Origin of the sequence: Microbacterium sp. F51-2R (genome assembly GCF_052180235.1) — a bacterium.
Taxonomy (GTDB): Bacteria; Actinomycetota; Actinomycetes; order Actinomycetales; family Microbacteriaceae; genus Microbacterium.
The window spans coordinates 1,660,062-1,678,690 of record NZ_CP197470.1; the positions used below are offsets into that span (position 1 = coordinate 1,660,062).

The 18,629-nt window shown below is 69.5% G+C and carries 7 protein-coding genes; 1 reads left to right on the forward strand and 6 read right to left on the reverse strand.

Annotated features, from left to right (window positions below):
- The 4 genes from ACSBPH_RS07525 to ACSBPH_RS07540 form a co-directional block, all read right to left on the reverse strand.
- Nucleotides 1–450, reverse strand: a complete 450-nt coding sequence (locus tag ACSBPH_RS07525; protein WP_442576967.1) for an LPXTG cell wall anchor domain-containing protein — start codon at nucleotides 448–450, stop codon at nucleotides 1–3.
- A 29-nt stretch (nucleotides 451–479) separates the two neighbouring features.
- Nucleotides 480–1,547: a COG1470 family protein gene (locus ACSBPH_RS07530; RefSeq protein WP_442576968.1), complete on the reverse strand. Its 1,068-nt coding sequence runs from the start codon at nucleotides 1,545–1,547 to the stop codon at nucleotides 480–482.
- A gap of 80 nt (nucleotides 1,548–1,627) precedes the next feature.
- Nucleotides 1,628–2,251 carry a hypothetical protein gene (locus ACSBPH_RS07535; protein ID WP_442576969.1) on the reverse strand — a complete coding sequence of 208 codons (624 nt, stop codon included), beginning with the start codon at nucleotides 2,249–2,251 and terminating at the stop codon, nucleotides 1,628–1,630.
- 446 nt (nucleotides 2,252–2,697) lie between these two features.
- Nucleotides 2,698–6,849, reverse strand: a complete 4,152-nt coding sequence (locus ACSBPH_RS07540) for a beta-L-arabinofuranosidase domain-containing protein (RefSeq protein ID WP_442576970.1) — start codon at nucleotides 6,847–6,849, stop codon at nucleotides 2,698–2,700.
- A gap of 294 nt (nucleotides 6,850–7,143) precedes the next feature.
- Between ACSBPH_RS07540 and ACSBPH_RS07545 the strand changes: the two genes are divergently transcribed.
- Nucleotides 7,144–9,843 carry a LamG-like jellyroll fold domain-containing protein gene (locus tag ACSBPH_RS07545; protein ID WP_442576971.1) on the forward strand — a complete coding sequence of 900 codons (2,700 nt, stop codon included), beginning with the start codon at nucleotides 7,144–7,146 and terminating at the stop codon, nucleotides 9,841–9,843.
- A 907-nt stretch (nucleotides 9,844–10,750) separates the two neighbouring features.
- Here ACSBPH_RS07545 and ACSBPH_RS07550 read toward each other — a convergent pair.
- On the reverse strand, nucleotides 10,751–13,711 hold the full coding sequence (locus ACSBPH_RS07550) for an immunoglobulin-like domain-containing protein (protein ID WP_442576972.1): 2,961 nt from the start codon (nucleotides 13,709–13,711) through the stop codon (nucleotides 10,751–10,753).
- A gap of 212 nt (nucleotides 13,712–13,923) precedes the next feature.
- Entirely contained in the window at nucleotides 13,924–17,415 is a 3,492-nt protein-coding gene (locus tag ACSBPH_RS07555; protein ID WP_442576973.1) for a family 43 glycosylhydrolase, read from the reverse strand.
- Between the last annotated feature and the right edge of the window lie 1,214 nt (nucleotides 17,416–18,629).

Genomic DNA, 18,629 nt, shown 5'->3' on the forward strand with positions numbered 1-18,629 from the left:
TCACATCCTCCGACACTGGGGGTCTCCTCGCTCGCCGTCCGGAGCGGAGGCGCTGTCGGGCGCGACGGAACGGTCCGCCCGAGCGGACTCGGCGTCCGTCGTCATCGCGGGGCGTCCGCTGATGCGGGCGAAGGGGGTGCGGCGGCCGGCGACCAGCGCCTCCAGGCCGACGGGGCGCGTGCGCTGCCACAGGACGAAGATCAGACCCACGGCGAGCAGTGCCGCCGCGATCCAGAACAGGGCGAGCGGGAACGTGCCACCCGTCTGAGGGAGGCCGCCGCTCCCGGCTCCTCCCCCGGCGCCGCCACCGCCGGCGCACGCGCCGACGCAGGCCTGTAGGGGCGTGATCAGAACCGAGACCGTCACCCCTTCGGTGCCGTAGTCCTGGCGGTCTGCGGCGAGCGCAGCGCCGACGGGGAAGAGCGCGAGCACGGCTCCTGCTGACGACATTGCGATTCCTGCTGTCCGAACGCGAGCGTTCATGGGGTCACCACCGGGGTCTCAGCGGCCTTGCGGCCTTCTTCACGGGCATCGGCGAGGAGGGTTTCAAGCTTTCGGCGGGACCGCAGGCGGCCCCAGATGAGGGCGAGGATGACGAGGGCGAGCCCGATGAGCACGATCAGCTGCGGCCACGGAACGGCCCAGGCGACGGTGCCCTCCTGCACGGGAGCGAGGGTATCGGTCTTCCCATCCATCGTGAGGACCGTCGCATCGAGCGTCACGGTCGTGGGGACGACGAACACGGGCCAGACGTCTTTCACGACGACGGTGATGGTGCGGACGTCTCCGGGGAGCAGCTCCTGCTTGGACTCGCCTTCGGCCGGGAAGACGGCGGTCTGACCGCCGGCCTCGACCGTGCCTTGCGCGAGGAGCCGGGTGTTGCCGTCGTTCGAGACGTCGAACGTGACGGTGAGCTCGCCGGGCTTCACGGGGTTCCAGGAGGTCTTGTAGCCGGGCGAGATCCCTGCGAGCGATGCCGCGGGGGTGATCTCGCCCTTGACACGCGTCAGCACACGGAAGCCGACGCGGCTCTCGACGCCGACGCTGGCACCGTCTTCGCCTGTCTGTACAGAAAGGACGGATGCCGTGATCCCGGCCGCGTGGTCGCCGGGTTCGGCGCGCTCCGGCACGGTCACGGTGTAGGGGACGACGACGGTCTCCCCTCCCGGGACGGTCACCGTCTCGGGGAGGTCGATCCACGTGCCGGAGTCCTTCGACTCCTTGCCGGAGGCGAGGATGTCGAAGCGGCCGGTGCGCGTGTAGAAGCCGTCGGCCGCGGTCAGCTGGAACGTGACTTCGTCCTTGCCGACGTTGCGCACGGCGAGGAAGTCGTCGACGCTCGCCCCGGGGTCGAGCTCGTACTCGGCCGAGCGACGCCCGTCGGGTCCCGACGGGTCGGCAGGGGTCAGCGACCACCGCACCTGCGGGCTCGGGGCCGGATCATCGGCCGCGAGTGCGGGGGCGGCGGGCAGGACGAGGGCGACAGCGGCGGCGAAAGCCGCCAAGGTGCGGGCCAGGGCCGTACTGCGGCGCGGGAGGTGGAACAAAGGGGAAATCCAAACGTTTGGGTCGGGGCCGCTGTTCACGGCCCCGACCCGATTCAACACGGATCAGACGTGCGTCGTGATCAGATCGCGTCTTCCCACAGCGTCAGCGTGAGAACCGACTTGTAGGCACCGGGCGCGACATCCGCCGGGGTCTTCAGGAAGAGGTTGGCCTTGGCCGTCCACACACCGTTGGGGGTTCCCTCTTCAGAGGCGTTCGGCGCGATCGCGAGGAGCTCCTCGTCGACGAGACCGACGGCGTCGGGGCCCTCGTCCAGGATCGTGTCGACCTGCTCGCCCTCGGCGACCTGGCCGTCGCTGTCATCGCTCGTGAGCATCGGCGTCCAGCCGAGGTGCCCCGCGGTGATGGCGGGCAGGCCGGTCCCGGTGAAGTCGGAGGACTGGCCCGTGACGTACCAGTAGGTGCCGGCCGGCACTTCCTCGCGGTCGTCGGTCACGGTGACCGTCGGCAGCTCGCCCGTGAACTGGCGGATGGTGTCGGTCGAGCCGTTCTCGATCAGCGTCGTCGAGTCCGCCGCGACCGAGAGGGTCAGCGCGCCCACGGGGGGCAGCGCCTCGATGTTGACGTTGACGTCGACGTTGTCGTTGTCGAGCTCGTCGGCGATCGCCGCTCCGGCGCCGCCGATCAGAAGCAGGCCACCGAGCGCACCGGCTGCGGTGCGGGCGATGATTCCACGCTTGTTCATTCCAATTTCTCCAATTTCCCGGCCGGCTTCCGTCCCGGACCGAACTTGGCGAGCGACCGGACCATCCGGCCGTCGGGTCTCGCAGGAGCTTCAGCCCAGGCTGAACGCAACCCGCTTCTGTTGATTCGCCGTCAGCGCGGAGAACTCCACGCCATCGACATGTGCGTCTGCGCCCAGAGCCAGCCGACGCCACGGTGCGGGCACGTCACCACACCGCGCGGGGCGGGGGAAGTGTGTGAGCATCATGCACCTTTGCTCTGGATCCGACTGTGGATCGATGGGCTCTTCCCGCGATGTTAGCGGGAACTGTTAGCGAGAACAACCCTTGATCCACTACCCGCACGAGAGGACGTGCGAGTGGCGCTGCCGGGCCGCGGCGGCGGGGCGGAGTCCGAGGACCTTCCGGTCCCCGGACTCCGCCGCACCCTCGCCGAGCGAGGATCCGATCAGCGGGCCGTGCCGCAGCTGACTGCGGCGGCGACCGCCGACAGCTCCGACGTGACGGACTTCCCGTCGATCGTGCCCGAGACCTGTGCTGTCACGGTCGTGGCCGCGACATCCGCCATGCGAGTGGTGAACGCCTGCGCCACGGACTTCCCCGGCGCCACACCCGTGAAGCTCTTCGAGCCGTAGGGAGAGGCCACCACCGCTGCGACGGGCACGCCCGACGCGTTGGTGAGGGATGCCGTCACGACGGCCTTGCCCGCGACACAACGGGTCGCGGCGGTCAGCGTGGCCTCGAGCGCCGGGGCCGGGCTGCCCTCACGCACGACGACGGAGTACTGCGTCGTCGACGTGTGGTCCTGGGCGTACGCATCAATGGTGATGGTCTTGTCCTGCCCAGGCGTGAGAGCCACCGCACGCGGCTGCGTGTCATCGATGAGGATGCCCTCCGTCTTGACCAGTCCGCTCGGCACCCACGGGCCCGCATCGAAGCTCACGGCATCCGTCCCCTCCGGCACCCACAGCACATACTGCGTCGTGTCCGAGGCGAATGCCGGCTCCAGGTCGCCCTCGCTGAAGGTGAGGCCCCGCAGCTTCGACGTCGAGTCGAAAGCGGCCGGACGCGTCGTCTGGACGCCGAACAGCCCGCCGGCATAACCGCCGGTCGACTGCCACCGCACCGTCACGACCGGGATCCGCGCGCCGTTCTCGTCGAGGACGGGTGCGCCGTTGGCGTCCACCTTGTACCGCACGCCCGCCCCCTCGAGGTAGGAGCGAGGGATCTCGTCCGTGACCGCATAGAACACGCCGCTCCCGGCAGCGTTGGTGATCGTCTGGGTCTTGAACTTGACGTCGTTCAGATAGATGTCGAACGACCGGCCGTTGTCACCCGAGTAATACGTCGCCTTGAGGAAGTTCTGCGCGACAGCAGGATCGACCTGCAGGTCGTAGCTGAACCATCCGCCCGCGTTCGCGTGCCGATACGTGCGGTCGCTGAAGGCGCCGACGGTCGAGTTCGAGAACTTGACGTTCTTCGAGGCCTCCGAGTTGTTGTTGTCGAAGGTCGTGAGCGTGTCGATGATCAGCTCCTGGTCGCGAAGCTGCTGCTTCCCCTGGAGGATCTCGGCCTGCGCGGCGGGCGAGTCGGCCACTTCGAGCGTCATGTAGAGGCCGTAGCGCTCATCGTGACGCTTGTAGTGCGGCGTATAGACGAGGTCCTTGCCGTTGAGGGTGTTCTTGAGCGCGAACTGCACGTCTCCCTCGGCGCTGTCGGCGATCCGAACGACGTTCTGGGTCACCGCCTGCTTCCACTCGCCCGTGGTCGCCGAGGCGACCGTGATCCGCTGCTGCGCGTCCGCGTCGAACGACGCGATGCGAACACCCACGCCGACCGTCCCCATCTTGCTGAGGTTCGCGGTGCCGAGACCGGTGCTGAGAAGGACCGGACCGTACTTGAAGGCGACGAAGTCCTTGTTGTCCTGCGTCGCACTGATCCGCACCGTCATCGGCATCGTGTAGGAGATCTCGTCTCCCTCCTCGAGTCCGGTCAGGACGATGTAGCCGCCTCGGATCGTGGGAGTGATCGCGCTTCCGTTCACACGCACCGCCGGGTCGCCGGCGATCCAATCCGGAACGCGGAGCTTCAGCGTCGCGGCAGGATCGATCGGTTCTCCGCCGATCGCCGAGATGTCGAATCTCACGGTGTCGTCATTGGGGATGGATGCCGTCTGCTTCACCCGCATCCCCGTGGCGGCGTGATCGAACTGAGAGCTGAAGAACATGTTCACCCATACCGCCGAACCGCTCGAGAAGTAGATCGAGTCCGACAGCTTGGAGAAGTTCTCCATGCCGGTTCCGATGCAGCACCAGAACTCGGTGAACGGCGCACCGTACACCTTGAAGTACCCCGGGGCCATCGCCTGGAAGTACGTCGTCATGCCGGTGTCGGGGTTCTGCGACGACACGATCGTGTTGATGAACGTGTTCTCGTAGTAGTTCGCGTACTTCACGTCCTGCGAGATCTTGAACAGCTCGCGCGACAGCTTGAGCATGTTGTACTCGTTGCACGTCTCGGCCGTCTGCGGGTTGCCCGTCGTCGCGCCGCGCTGCGTCGCGTCGAGGAACAGCGCGTCAGGACCGTGGAAGTGCTCGCTCTGGCTGTTCGCGCCGGTGGCGTAGGAGTGGTGGTCCACCACGATCTGGAAGAAGTTCTCCGCAGCCAGCCGGTACATGGGCAGGTTCTGCTTCTCCTGGGCCGTGAGCATGTCGTAGAACGCCGGGTTCTGCGTGAACACGGTGTACCGCTTCAGCGCTCCGATGAACTTCGGGATCGTCGTGTTCGCATGCTTGCCGTTGAGGACGTCCTGGCCGTTCGCGAGCTGCTGGAACAGCGACACCTCATCGAAGCCCTCGGCTGCGACCTTGAAGTGCGCATTGCCACCCGATCGGGCGAAGAGCTCGTAGAGGGCGTCGTTCATCCCGCCGTACTCGGTGCCGAGGAGCGTCGCCTTGTTGGGCAGTGTCGAGATGCGGCCGTACAGGTACTCGCCGAAGCCCTCCGCGATGGTGAGCGCCCGGTCGCCGAGGCCGCCCGGCACGTACTTGTCGATGTCGAGGAGGCCCGCGAGCACCTTGTGCAGGTTGTAGTAGGGCACGATGACCGGGTCATCCGAGGTGCCGCGTCCTTCGACCGCGTCCAGCGCGGTGTCGCGGAACGGGCCGATGTATCCCTGTCGAGCCGTGCCGGCGTACGAGGCCTGTACCGTCTCCAGCCCGTCGACGGCGTCGACGATCTGCGCGAGAAGGCCCGCCTTGACGGTCGGATCCTTCGTGCTCGCGTACGACATGGCCAGCGCCGACATGTAGTGGCCGAAGGCGTGTCCGCGGAAGTTCCACGTGACCGACCCGTTCTCCCAGCCGCCGTAGCCGGATGTCGTGGGAGGCGTGAGGTTGGCGGTCTTGTAGAACCAGAAGAGGAACTTGTCGGAGCTGAGGCTCAGGAGGTACTCGTGCTCCTTGGCCGCCGCGTTCTGCAGGTACTCGTCGCTCAGGAGCACGTCGAGTCCGGAGTCCTGAAGCGGAACCTTCGGTGCGGCGACTGCCACGGTGAACTCCCGCGTGACGGCGGGTCCGTCTGCGTAGCGGACGGAGGCGGTCAGCTTGACGACCGCGTCCTCGCCGTCGGCGGGAGGCGTCACGGTGCCGTCGGTGGCGATGACCGAGGGCTTGTCGGACGCCCATGTGATGGCCGACCCGTTCGAGCCCACCGTGGGAAGCACCAGCGCGACGCTCGCGGTGGTCGGCAGGTTGATGCCGTTGGCATCCTGCTGCGCCAGCGCCGCCTTGTCGATCACGCCACCGCCGGCTTCGTACAGCGTCGCGACATCGGTCGCATTGGCGATGCCGGAGTACAGCTTGTACTCGTCGAAGCTGCTCTTGGTGTACCCGCCGTTGTAGTTCGGGCCGTTGTAGCCGATGGACTTGGTGACGTTCGCGGCCGAGTTGATGATCCCCGGCGACGACGTGTTGCCCGCGGAGGTGGGGACCTTCACGCCGTTGCGATAGAAGACAGCGGACTTGGTCGACGAGTCGTAGGTGATCGCGACGTGCGTCCACTGGCCGGGGGCGAAGAAGGCGTTGCGGTCGGTCGCGGTGGCGCGGATCTCCAGCGGCTGCGGCGATCCGGTGCCCACCGACAGCAGCAGCGGGTTGGAGTTGGAGACGGAGGAGACGTAGAACCCGTCGCTGTTGTAGGCAGCCTTGTTCCAGGTGATGATCTCTTCACCGGTCATCGCCGCATCGGGCTTGATCCAGAACGAGAGCGTCAGCTTGGACGGGAGCAGCTGCGTGCTCGAGCTCGACCCGAGGCTGAGATAGGTGTTGCCGCCGAACTTGATCGCCTGCGAACCCGAGGTGACGCCGGGCACGTAGCTGACGTTCGGCGCCCCGCCCTGGTGACCGCGCAGCTCGGTCGCGTTCGCCGCGGAGCTGGAGTCGGTCACCCCGCCCTCGAACTTGAGGTCGAGTACGGGCGCGCCGACGGTCAGCGGCTCCGCTGCGGCTGCGGGAGCCGACATTCCTCCGAGGGCCACGGCGAGCGCCAGCGCTCCCGCCCCCCACGGCGCTCTGCGCCGGTTGCGGTCTCTTCTTGCCATCGTCGGCATGGGCCACCCACTTCTTCGTCGGTTCTGCGCGCGCGGTATGTCGCACGCCCGCATGTTAGCGCTCACTTGTTGGCGCCCACAAGAGTGCGTTCCGGGCGAGGCGATCCGCGCGCCCGTCGCGGGTGCATCTGACGACTTCTTCGCCGGCGGCAACGCCGACAGCGCCGACATCCGCCAGGCGCCAGCTGCCGCCAACGATTGCCCTCCTGCGACGTGAGCGCTAACATCACGCAAGCGGCGTGGTATCGACGACGTCGCTCCACCCTGAACAGCAAAGGAGCTGGAGTGAGACTCACGCAGACGCAGACGTCTACACCGGCAAAGCATCCGTCATCGCGCAGGCTGCGCTCTCTCGTCGCGACAGCCGCCACGGCGGCCCTCGCCGTCACGGCGTTCGTCCCCCTCGCCGCGGCTCCCGCCTCGGCGGAATCCACGGCCCCGTCCGACGGTCTCCTCGCCGAGTACCTCTTCGACGAGACGAGCGGCACTTCGGTGCCGAACTCGGCACCGAGCGCGATCGGCGCGGCGACCGTCATGAACGGCAACGACAGCCTGTGGACCGGCTCGTCGCTGGTCTTCACGGGCGGCGCGAAGACGAGCCCGACAGCGAGCTGGGTTCGCCTTCCCGACTCGCTCCTCGCGGGCAAGACCACGGCCACCATCACCGTCGAGACGAAGTTCGACGCGTCGATGAAGAACACCTTCAACTTCCTCTGGAACATCGGCAACGACGCGACGACGCAGTACTACTTCACCTCGGTGCGCGACAACGCCCGCACGGCGATCACGACGTCGTCCAACGGCGGCGAAGTGAACGCCCGCTCCGGCTCGGCGCTCTCGGCCGACCGCTGGTACAGCCTCACCTCGGTCATCGGCGGCGGCCGCATCACGTTCTACGTCGACGGCCAGCAGGTCGCCTCGACCGCGACGAACCTCACGCCGGCGTCGATCACGAACCAGACCCTCAACGCCATCGGTCGCTCCCCCTGGCCGGACCCGATGTACAAGGGCGAGGTCTCGACCTTCCGCGTGTACGACCGCGCGCTGAGCGCCGCCGAGGTCACGGCTGTGTCGGACGCGGATGCCGCGCTCCACGCCGCCTCATTCCAGCAGGCCGCGCAGACCATCGTCGACGGCGTCGCGAACGTCACGATCGACGAGGCGACGACGACCCTCCCCTCGTACGGCGGACGCATCACGTGGACCTCGAGCGATGCCCGCCTCGCGATCGGGGCCGACAAGCTCACGGTCACGGCGCAGCAGCCCGCGCAGGGCCAGGCCGCGGTCCAGACGACGCTGACGGCCACGGCATCCGTCCGCGGCACCACCGTCTCGCGCGAAGTGCCCGTCACGATCCAGCCGGTCCCGGGAGTCGAGACGCCCTACGGCTACGTCATGGTGCACTTCATCGAGGACTCGGCCGGCTACGCCGAGAAGATCTACCTCGACGTCTCGCGCGGCGACAACCCCGAGTACTGGGACCCGCTCAACGGCGGCAAGCCGATCCTCGCGTCGCAGCTCGGCACGACCGGCGTGCGCGACCCGTACCTCACCTACAACCCCGAGACCAAGACGTACTACATCATCGCCACCGACCTGCGGGTCTTCGGCGGCGACCGGGGGGTCAGCGGCTGCATGGACTGGTGCTACTGGAGCTCGAAGGGCAGCACGAAGCTCAACGTCTGGGAGTCGAAGGACCTCGTGTCGTGGAGCGCCCCGAAGCAGTTCGACGTCGCCGTCTCGGGTGGCGCGAAGGTCGCCGAGCTCGGCATGGCGTGGGCGCCCGAGGCGACCTGGGTGCCGAACTACTACGGCGACGGTCGCGGCGCGTTCGTCCTCTACTGGTCGTCGAACGTCTACACCGACGCCGCCCACACCGGCTCGACGTACTCGCGCATCCTGTGGGGCGCCACGACCGACTTCTCGCAGAGCAGCTACCAGTACGGCGGCGTGTTCATCGACGCGGGTGCCAACACGATCGACACGACGATCATCCAGAACGCCGGAAAGACCTACCGCATCACGAAGGACAACGGCGCGGGCAAGGGCATCTACATGGAGTCGACCGCGGCGGCCGAGTGGTGGAAGCCCGCGGCGACCTGGACGCGCCTGCAGACGGCGATCGGCGCCGTGTGGGCCGGGGGCAACGCCGGCGGCGTCGAGGGACCGGCTGTCTTCCAGCGCCACGGCGAGAACAAGTGGTATCTCTACGTCGACGTCATCCCCTCGACGGGATACCGGCCGATGCAGACCACCGACCTCGATGCGGGCTGGTCGCAGCTGGTCAGCAGCAGCTTCTACATGGCGCCGAGCACGAAGCACGGCGGCATCGTGGGGCTCACGCGCGGACAGTACGACACCATCCGCGCGGCGGACGCGACCGCGGCCGTCACGAGCGACCTGGGCTCTGTCGAGGTGGCTGAGAAGGCGACGGATGCCTCGATCCGCGCCGCACTGCCCGCCAAGGCCGACGTCACCCTCGCGTACAACCGCGGCACGGCGTCGCAGCCGATCGAGTGGAACCTGTCGACGGTGGATGCCTCGACCCCCGGCACCTACGACGTGACGGGCACCGTGCGTACCATCGGCGCGAACCTCAACCAGTGGGTCGGGGCCGGCGGATCGACCGCGTGGAACGCGGCCGACCGCACGCTCTTCAGCTCGACCGCGATCAGCGTGACCGCGAAGGTCGTCGTCACGGCGGCCCCGCTCCCGGTCACGGCGATCGCCGCGACGCGCTGCGTCGCGGGCAAGGTCGTGCTGACGGTCAAGGTCACCAACGACGGCACGGCGCCCGTCGCCCTCGACCTCGGCACCGCCTACGGCTCGAAGACGGTGGCGTCGCTCGCCCCCGGCGCCTCGACGTCGGCCGCGTTCACGACGCGGCTCGGCTCGATCGCCGCGGGCTCGGCGGACGTGACGGTCTCGGCCGGCGGCGCGACCGCGCACACGACCGCGGCATACGCGGCGGCCAGCTGCGGCTGACGCCCGGCACGGCGGGGGCGCCGGTAGCCCTCGCGGAACGGCCCGCGGTCTTCGGACCGCGGGCCGTTCTCCGTTCCTGGCGTGGGAGAGGGCGATTCGGGTGGTGGCCGACGTGGGACTTCCCGACCCCCGGGCGTTCCTGGGGGGGCGGCCGCGGCATCCGTCGCCTTCGTTCCCTGTGTCGGGGAGCGTGAGTGCCCGGCGAACTTCGGGGGCGCTCATGGCTGCCTCACCGCCTCGGACACAGCCACACGCGTCCCCGATTTCCCGGGCCAGCTCCCCCGCCGACCGGCGCAGCCAGCGTTGGGCACCCCGCCGCCGCGGACCCAATTCAGGATGAGCGGTCGCCGAACCCGCGACACGCCGGGTATTCGAGCGCCCGGGCACCGCTCGTCCTGCATTGGGTACCGGCGTGCGGGCCGAGGCATCCGTCGCCTTCGTTCCCGACGTCGGGGAGGCTGGCCGCGCCGCGAACTTCGGGGACGCAAATGGCTGCCTCACCGCCTCGGACACATCCACACGCGTCCCCGACTCCCGGGCCAGCTCCCCCGCCGACCGGCGCAGCCAGCGTTGGGCACCCCGCCGCCGCGGACCCAATTCAGGATGAGCGGTCGCCGAACCCGCGACACGCCGGGTATTCGAGCGCCCGGGGACCGCTCGTCCTGCATTGGGTACCGGCGTGCGGGCCGAGGCATCCGTCGCCTTCGTTCCCGACGTCGGGGAGGCTGGCCGCGCCGCGAACTTGGGGGACGCCTATGGCTGCCTCACCGCCCCGGACACAGCCACACGCGTCCCCGAATCCCCCGACCTGCCCGGCCCACGAACGGCCCGGGCGCGGGAAGGGCCCGACCGGCGAAGCCGGACGGGCCCTTCCTCTTCGCTCGGCACGCCGAGCGGACACCTCCCGTCAGCCGCAGTGGGCGGCCGCGAACGGAAGCGCCTGCTCCACGGCGACGGACTCGCCATCGACGACCGCCGTCGCCGTCAGCGTGACCGACCCGGCCGGGATCGCGGCCAGCCGCGACGAGAAAGTCGCCGACACAGCCTTGCCGGCGGCGATCGATCCGAGGCTCTTCGTGCCGTACGGCGAGACGAGCGAGACCGACAGCGCCACGTCGTCGGTGTTGGACACCGTCACCGCCTGCACGACCTTGCCCGCGACACAGCGGGCGGCCACCGCACCCGACACGGCGAGCTCCGGAGCGGGCGAGCCGACTGTCACCTCGACGGCCGCGGCATCCGACCCCGTCAGCACGTCGAACCCGGCGAACGACGCCGACAGCGTCACGACGGCGTCGAGGTCGGGCACGGTCGCCTCGGCGACGTATCCGCCCGCGCTCGACACGACGGGCGCATCGACCAGCGTGTCGCCGAAGCGGAAGCGCACCGAGCCCGCGACGGCACCGCCGTCGGAGGCGGCGACCCGCGCCGTCACGACGGCGCCGGGTTCGAGCACGTCGCCCTCCGCGACCCCGACGAGGGCCGTGGTCGTCCCGACCTTCGTGAGCGCCGCGCCCTTCGCAGACTCCCACTGGTTGAGGCTGACCGGCAGCACGCTGCCATGGCGCGACGGCGGCAGCGCCCCGGTCACGGTGCGCCACTGCGGGCTCGCGAGCGACTCGGAGAACAGCGGGAGATAGCCCGCGCCCGTGAAGTCGTCGACGAAGAGGTAGAAGCCCCCGGTCGATCCGGCAGGCAGCGACGTGTCGCCCTGGTTCGCGCGGAAGATCGTCGGCCCCTCGGTCGTGCGCGAGGTGTTGCGTGCCGTCTTGGAGATGCACGCGGCATCCGTGTTCCAGGCGTAGTCGCCCGCAACCGAGAGGGCGCGCATCGAGGCGGACGACTCCTGCACGACGTCGACGCAGCCGGTGACCTCCTTCGTGAAACGGTAGAACGTGCCGTCATCCTCGATCATGGTCGAGTCGATGCGGTCGCCCGCGTCCTGCCAGACCTTCGCCTTCGAGAACGTCTGGAAGTCCCGCGTCGTGGCGTACATCACCTTGGAGTAGGTGTAGTTCGGCGTGCCGACCTTGTCGTACGGACGCGTCGCGTCGAGGTAGACCCGCGACGACCAGTACACGACGTACTCGCCGGCCGCGTCATCCCAGTACGCCTCGGGCGCCCACGTCATCGACGCGAACGGTCCCGAGACCTTGACGTGGCGCTGATCGCTCCACGTCTTGAGGTCGGTCGACTCCCAGATCTCGAGGTACGCGCTGCCGTCGTCGAGCGCCGAGTCCCACGACGTGCCGCTGCCGATCGAGAGGTCGGTCGCGATGAGGAAGAACCGGTCGCCCTCCTTGGAGCGCATGATGAACGGGTCGCGCAGACCCTTCGTGCCCTTCGTCGACGTGATGACGGGGCTGCCGGCGTTCAGGACGTCCCAGCTCATCGCGCTGTTGCCCCGCGATGCGGCGACCGAGATCTTCTCCCCCGCGACGGTGTCGGCTGTGAAGTAGGCAAACAGGTAGCGCTCGTCGGCGGCGGGACGGACGGATGCCGCGACCGCCACCTCGAACGTGCGGCTCAGCGCCTGCGCACCGGTGCCGATCGTCGCCGTCAGCGTCACCGGCGCGTCGGGCCGGCCCCACGCGGGCCGCGTCACGACGCCGGCGGTCTTAGCGCCGGCCGCGGCATCCGTGATGACCGACGGGTTGGACGAGGTCCACGCGATCGGCGAGCCCGCGACGCCCCGCGAGGGCAGCGACACGTTGCCGCGCACGAGAGCGGGCAGCGACAGAGCGTCGCGATCGGCGGCGAGGTCGGCGGTCGTGAGGGCGGGCACGGTCACCGGGAAGGAGCGAGGAGGGGATGCCGCGACCCCGCGCGTCGTCGCGGTCGCCACGAGCGTCGCGGTGGCGGCGGGCGAGCCCGGCGCGGGCCGGGTCACGACGCCGTCGGCCGTCACGACGGACGGGTTCGACGAGGCCCACGAGATGCCGCGGAGCGTGAAGAGGTCGAGGTCGCCCGTGACCGCCGACGTGTCGCCGAGGTCGATGGCGGCGAGCTTCGCGTTCGATGCCGCCGCGAGCTCCGTCGGGTGCGCGGCACCGTCACGGTCGGACAGCGCGACGACGTCGGAGTCGCTCAGGGCGCGGTCGTAGACGTGGAACGCGCCGACGGTGCCCTTGAACAGCGCATCGGGCCACGGCGATCGGCCGATCGTGTTGAGCGTCTGCGTGATCGCGGCGGGCGAGAGCGTCGTCTTGCCGACACCCGAGCGCTGCCCGTCGGTGTAGAGCGTGATGGTGTCGGCGTCGGCGTCGATGACCGCGGTGATGCTGTGCCAGCGGCCGGCCGTCAGGGCGTAGCCCGTGCCGTTGCGCTCACCGCCGCCCGAGGCGGTCGTGATCGCCGAGCGCGCCCCGCGCGCCGTGGCGAACCAGTACTGCTGATTGGCGTCGTTGCCGATGTTCCAGAGGAAGTGGTTGGTCGTGAGCATCGTGGCGTCGACCTTGACGTCCATCGAGATCGTGGCCGACCCCGCGCCCTTCAGAAGATCGTCGGGGAGCTCGACCCAGTTGCCCGTCGAGGTCTTGGCGCCGCCCGTGAAGCGGACGGTGCCCGGCTCGGATCGCTGATCGGCGACGAAGTTGCGGACGACCGCGTCGAGCGGGTCGCCGGCGTCGGCCGAGCCGTCGGCAGTGTTGCGGACGGCATCACCGGAGGTCTCGTCGAACAGGTACTGGGCGACGAGCCCGTCGGCGAGCGGGTCGGCCGCGGCGGCAGGCGCCGAGATCGCCGCGGGGGCTGCCGCGCCGGCCAGTCCCACCGCGACGACGGCCGCGATGGCCACCTTTCGGCGAAGGGGGCGTCGGAGGCGGCGTTCGTGCGGGGACGCGGCATCCGTTCGAGTGGTGGTCGTCATGAGGGGGCCTGTGCTCTCGTGCGGTGTCGGGGTGCGGGGAAGTGTGGTCGGGTTTCGGAAACGCGCGGTCGGGGCGGGAACGTGCGGTGCGGGGTCGGGCGGGCGGGAACGCGCGGTCGCGGTGGGACTCCGCGGTCGGGGTGGGGGAACGTCCGGTGGGTGCGACGGAGCCGGGCGCGAGGATGCCTCGTGCCCGGCTCCGTCTGCTGTGATCAGCCGCAGTGGGCCTGCGGGTACGACACCGTCTGCGTCGCGGTGACGGCCTTGCCGTCCACGGTCGCGCTCGCGTCGACCGCGACGCTGTCGGCCGGCATCGTCGTCAGGCGCGTGGTGAAGGCGTACGAGACGCTCTTGCCCGCCGCGAGCGACGCGGTCGCCTTGCTGCCGTACGTCGAGGTGGCCTGAAGGGCGAGGGCCACGTCATCCGTGTTGGTGATGGTGATCGTCTGCACGACCTTGCCCGCGACGCAGCGCGCCGTGGCGGTGGCGGTGTAGTCGAGCGTCGGCGCGGGAGCCGCCTTGACCGTGACCGTCACCGAGACCGTGCGGTTGGCTGCGGCGACCTCCTCGTCCTCCTCCATGTCGAACACGGGGAGTCCGTCGGCGGCCCAGTGCACGCGGCGCACGAACATGTCGCGACCCGAGAGGCCGTTGTGGTCGGTGCGGGCGTGGAAGACGTAGATGAGGTTGTCGTCCTCGTCGTACGACCACATGCCGTGACCCGTGCCGAGCTGCCAGGCGCCGTTGAACAGGCCCGACTTCTGGATCGGATAGTTGAGCTTCGCCCACGAGGCCGGATCGGTCAGATCGGCGCCCGAGGCCGCCGTCATGAGGCCCGTCGTGTAGGTGTCGCCGACGGTCGAACCGGAGTAGATCAGGAAGAGCTTGCCGTCGTGCGCCTGCACGTTGGGGCCCTCCGCGATCGTGTTGTCCCACGCGTACTCCGGCACGCCGATGCGCACCGGCGCCGAGGTGAGACGCGTCGGGTTCGCCGGGTCCATCTTCGCGATGAAGAGGGCGCCGACCATCTGCCACACGTAGTACGACTGGCCCGAGTCCTCGAAGTACGTCATGTCGAGCGAGATGTTCTGGATCGGGTTGAGGATCGACCCGTCGGCGCGGAGCACCTTCTGCACCTTCGTCCAGTTCGCCGGCACGGCCGGGTCGAGGTCGGCGCCCTGGGCGTCCTGCTTCAGCTGCATGATGCTGGCGCGACCCGTCCACATGTCGGGGTTGCCGTTGGTGTTGTAGCAGGGCATGAACAGCACCGACAGCTTGCCGCCGATCACGTGGAACTCCGGCGCCCAGAAGCAGCCCGTCATGGCCGCGCTGTCGGCGTCGGTGTCTCCGCGCTTGAGCAGGTCGATCTCGACGTTGCGTCCCGCGGCGATGGCCGCGTCGGACAGGTCCTCGATGCTGTCGGCGATGCGGATCGGCATGTGCGCCGAGCCGATGTTGTTGCCGCGCAGGTCGTCGGTCGCGATCATCAGGAACTTCATCGTGCCGTTCCAGTCGTAGCGGAACACCGACGGGTCGGCGCGCTCGTCGGCGAACGGCGTCGGGTACTGCGGCTGCTTGACGGCGCCGCTCACCTCGTAGGTGCCGGGCGTGGCGGTGTCGACGGCGGCGAGGGATGCGGCATCCCACGCGATCGCCCGCGAGGCCTTCGTGCCGTCGTCGTACGAGAGCTCCGCGCGCTGCGGGAGGTCTGCCGCCGACAGCGCGTCGCCCTTCTCGACCTCGACGCCCGCGAGCGCGGCGACACCGGTGTTGGCGATGCGGCCGAAGCGCACCTGCAGGGCGTCGACGACGCTCGCGGTGACGGGGAGGGTGTTGCCCGAGGCGTAGTTCGCGACGCCCGTGCCGGGGTTTCCGACCGTGCTGCCGACGGTTCCACGCAGGACGGGGCCGCGCGTCGAGACGTCGGCGAGGTCGGCGAAGGTCGTGTAGTAGGCGGCTCCCGCATCGGAGGTCCAGGAGACGACGTAGCGGGCGGATGCCGAGTCCCAGACGACGGCGGGCTCGTTGACGCCGCTCGTGACGCCGAGGTTCACGAGCCCCACTTCCTGGTAGCTCAGGAGGTCGGTGCTCTTGGCGAAGAGCAGGCTCGAGGCCTGCGTGCCGTCCGAGGCGCCGCCGCGGGCCGTGCGGGTCGCGACGATGCCGTAGCCGCCGTCCGCCGTGTAGAAGAGGTGCGGGTTACGGAGGCTCCGGATGATGGAGTCCGACGTTCCGGCCGCGGGCGGCGTCACCGAGGTCTTGGCGAAGAAGATGCCGTAGTTCTCGTTGAGCGGGGCCCAGCCCGCGCCGTCCTCGAGCGCGAGGTGCATGCTCAGGGCGACATCGGCGTTGTTCGCCTCGCCGACCGTCGTCGCATTGCGGCTGTAGGCGAGGAGCTGCGTCGTGGTCGCGGCGGGGAGCACGCGCACCTTGAAGGCGCGGTCCGTCGCGGCGGATGTCGCGGCGTCGGTGACGCGCACCGTGATGGTCGACTCGACGGCCTGGTCGGACGTCGACGAGATCTTGTCGTTCACCGTGACGCCGCCGGTCGCGCTCGTGACGGCGATCGTCGTGCCCTCAGGTGCGACGGGAAGGGCAGCGCCGGACTCGACGACGGCGGGGATCACGAAGCGCTGCGCGAGGCGCTGGATGCGCTGCTCGGCGGTCTCGCTCGAGGGGAGCACGGTGACCGTGATGGTCTTCGTCGCCGTCACGCCGCGGACGGTCGCCGTCGCGGTGAGCTGCACGGCGATGGACGGCTGGCCCGAGAGGGGCGCCGTGACGGTTCCGTCGGTGGCGACGACGGCGGGGTTGCTCGACGTCCACGTGACGCGGCCGCTCGCGGTCGGCAGGTCGACGTCGGTACTCGTCTGGATGTCGGCGAGGTTCAGGCCCGTGAGAATGGCCTGCGCCTGCGCCTGCAGTTCGCTCGCGTGCACCTGGGCATCGGCATCCGACACCTCCGCGATCTCTCCCGCGCTCAGCGCACGGTCATACACGCGGAACGACGAGATGGCGCCCTGGAAGAGCGGGTCGGGCCACGGGCCGCGCGCGATCGCGTTGAGGGACTGATCGACGACACCGGCGGGCGTGACGGGCATGGCACCCTGCGCCGCGCGCTTTCCGTCGAGATAGAGGGATGCGGTGCCCGAGGCGCCGTCGACGACCGAGACCACGCTGACCCACTGGTTCGCCGTGACGCCGCACGAGCCGGCCTGCACGAGGCGCTCGACGCCGGCGGACTTGAGGCCGACGAGGGGCGAACGGCCGGACCCGCAGTTGAGCGAGGAGAAGAAGTACTCGGTGGCCGAAGAGTCGTTGCCGATGTTCCACAGGAAGTGGAACGTGTTGAGCATCGCCGACGAGGCCTTGACCTCGGCGACGACCGTCGCGGAGGTCTTGCCCGAGAGCAGGTCGTTGGGAAGCCGCACCCAGTTGCCGGTCGACGTCTTCGCGCCGCCGCGGAGGGTCAGCTGCGAGCCGGTCCAGTCGGATGCCTGGAGGTTCTGCACCGTCGCCGCGCCGAAGCTCGACCCGGGCGCGGTGTTGGGCACGGACGCGCCCGAGGTCTGGGTGAACGCGTATTGCGCCACGAGACCTTGATCGGGCACGGCGGCCTGGGCGCTCGTGGCGCCGAGGCCGAGGATCATCGCGCTGACCGCGGTGACCACGAGCGCGGCCCTGCGGCGGGGGAACAGTCTCATTCCACTCTCCATCAAGTGTCTGAACATCCTCGGACAGGCTGTTACCGCTCACGTTAGCGCTAACCCGCGGCGCGGGCCAGACAATTTTCGAAAACTCCCGGCGGTGGGTCGCCGATGTTCGGGCCAGGGGGCGCTGGGCGTGGGAGGCGGTTGGGGCGGGTGGCCCGAGGGGTGGGGCGCTGGGCGTGGCGCCGGACCCGGTGCCCGCCACAACGCAGGAGATCGCCACAACGCAGGACCGAATCGCCGCTTTCGGTCCTGCGAACTGTTTATCCCCGACGTCGCGGCGACGCGGGGCCGCGGCACCCGGTACGGCGTCGCGCCGCCATCAACTCCCTCTCGCCCGCGCCACAACGCAGGAGATCGCCACAACGCAGGACCGAATCGCCGCTTTCGGTCCTGCGAACTGGTTATCCCCGACGTTGCGGCGACGCAGAGTCCCCAGGCAGGGCCAGGCCGGCGGGGCTGGGCTGGGCGGCCGCCAATTCCCCTCACGGAAATCGACGTTGAGAATGTGAGCGGTAACGCGCTACTGTGACCGCAGCGCCCGACGGCAGGGCTCACCCCGCAGCGAAGGGGTGGAGATCGAGACGATGTGACGGCGACGTCGCACAGAAGAGCCCGCACCGAGCAGAAGCGCCCTCGCCGAGCGCTGAGCACGGACAGGTCCCGCCCAGACCCGGCTTCTCGCTCTCCCCACTTGCTCACACTGCCGTCCCCCTGACGCGGAGGGTCCGCTCTATGCGGATCGTGCGGACCCTCCGTCCTTCCCCTGGAACAGGGACGTCGGATGCCTCGGCCCCGCCCGGGCCGAGGCATCCGTTGCCCTCAGCGAGGTCATGCGAGCGAGCGCGCCGCGGCGCGCGGTGCGACGTATCCGCGGCTCGCGCCGCTCCCGCCGCGCCCGCCACAACGTCGGAGATCGCCACAGCGTCGGACCGAAGCATCCGTTCCGCTCCGAAGAACTGGTGATCTCCGACGCTGTGGTCCCGACGCCGCACGCCCGCGCCGAGGTCCCGAGGCCGCACCCCCGCGCCGAACGACGCTGCACCCCCGCACCGAGGGCCCCGCTCAGCCCCGGTAGGCCGCATTGCGCGACGGAAGACCGCTCCGCTCTTGACAGTTCATGAGGCCCGCTCTTACCTTGGGACGCAACCGGATGTTCCCGGTAACATCTCCCGAACCACCGCCCGACAGGGCCAACGAGGATTGCG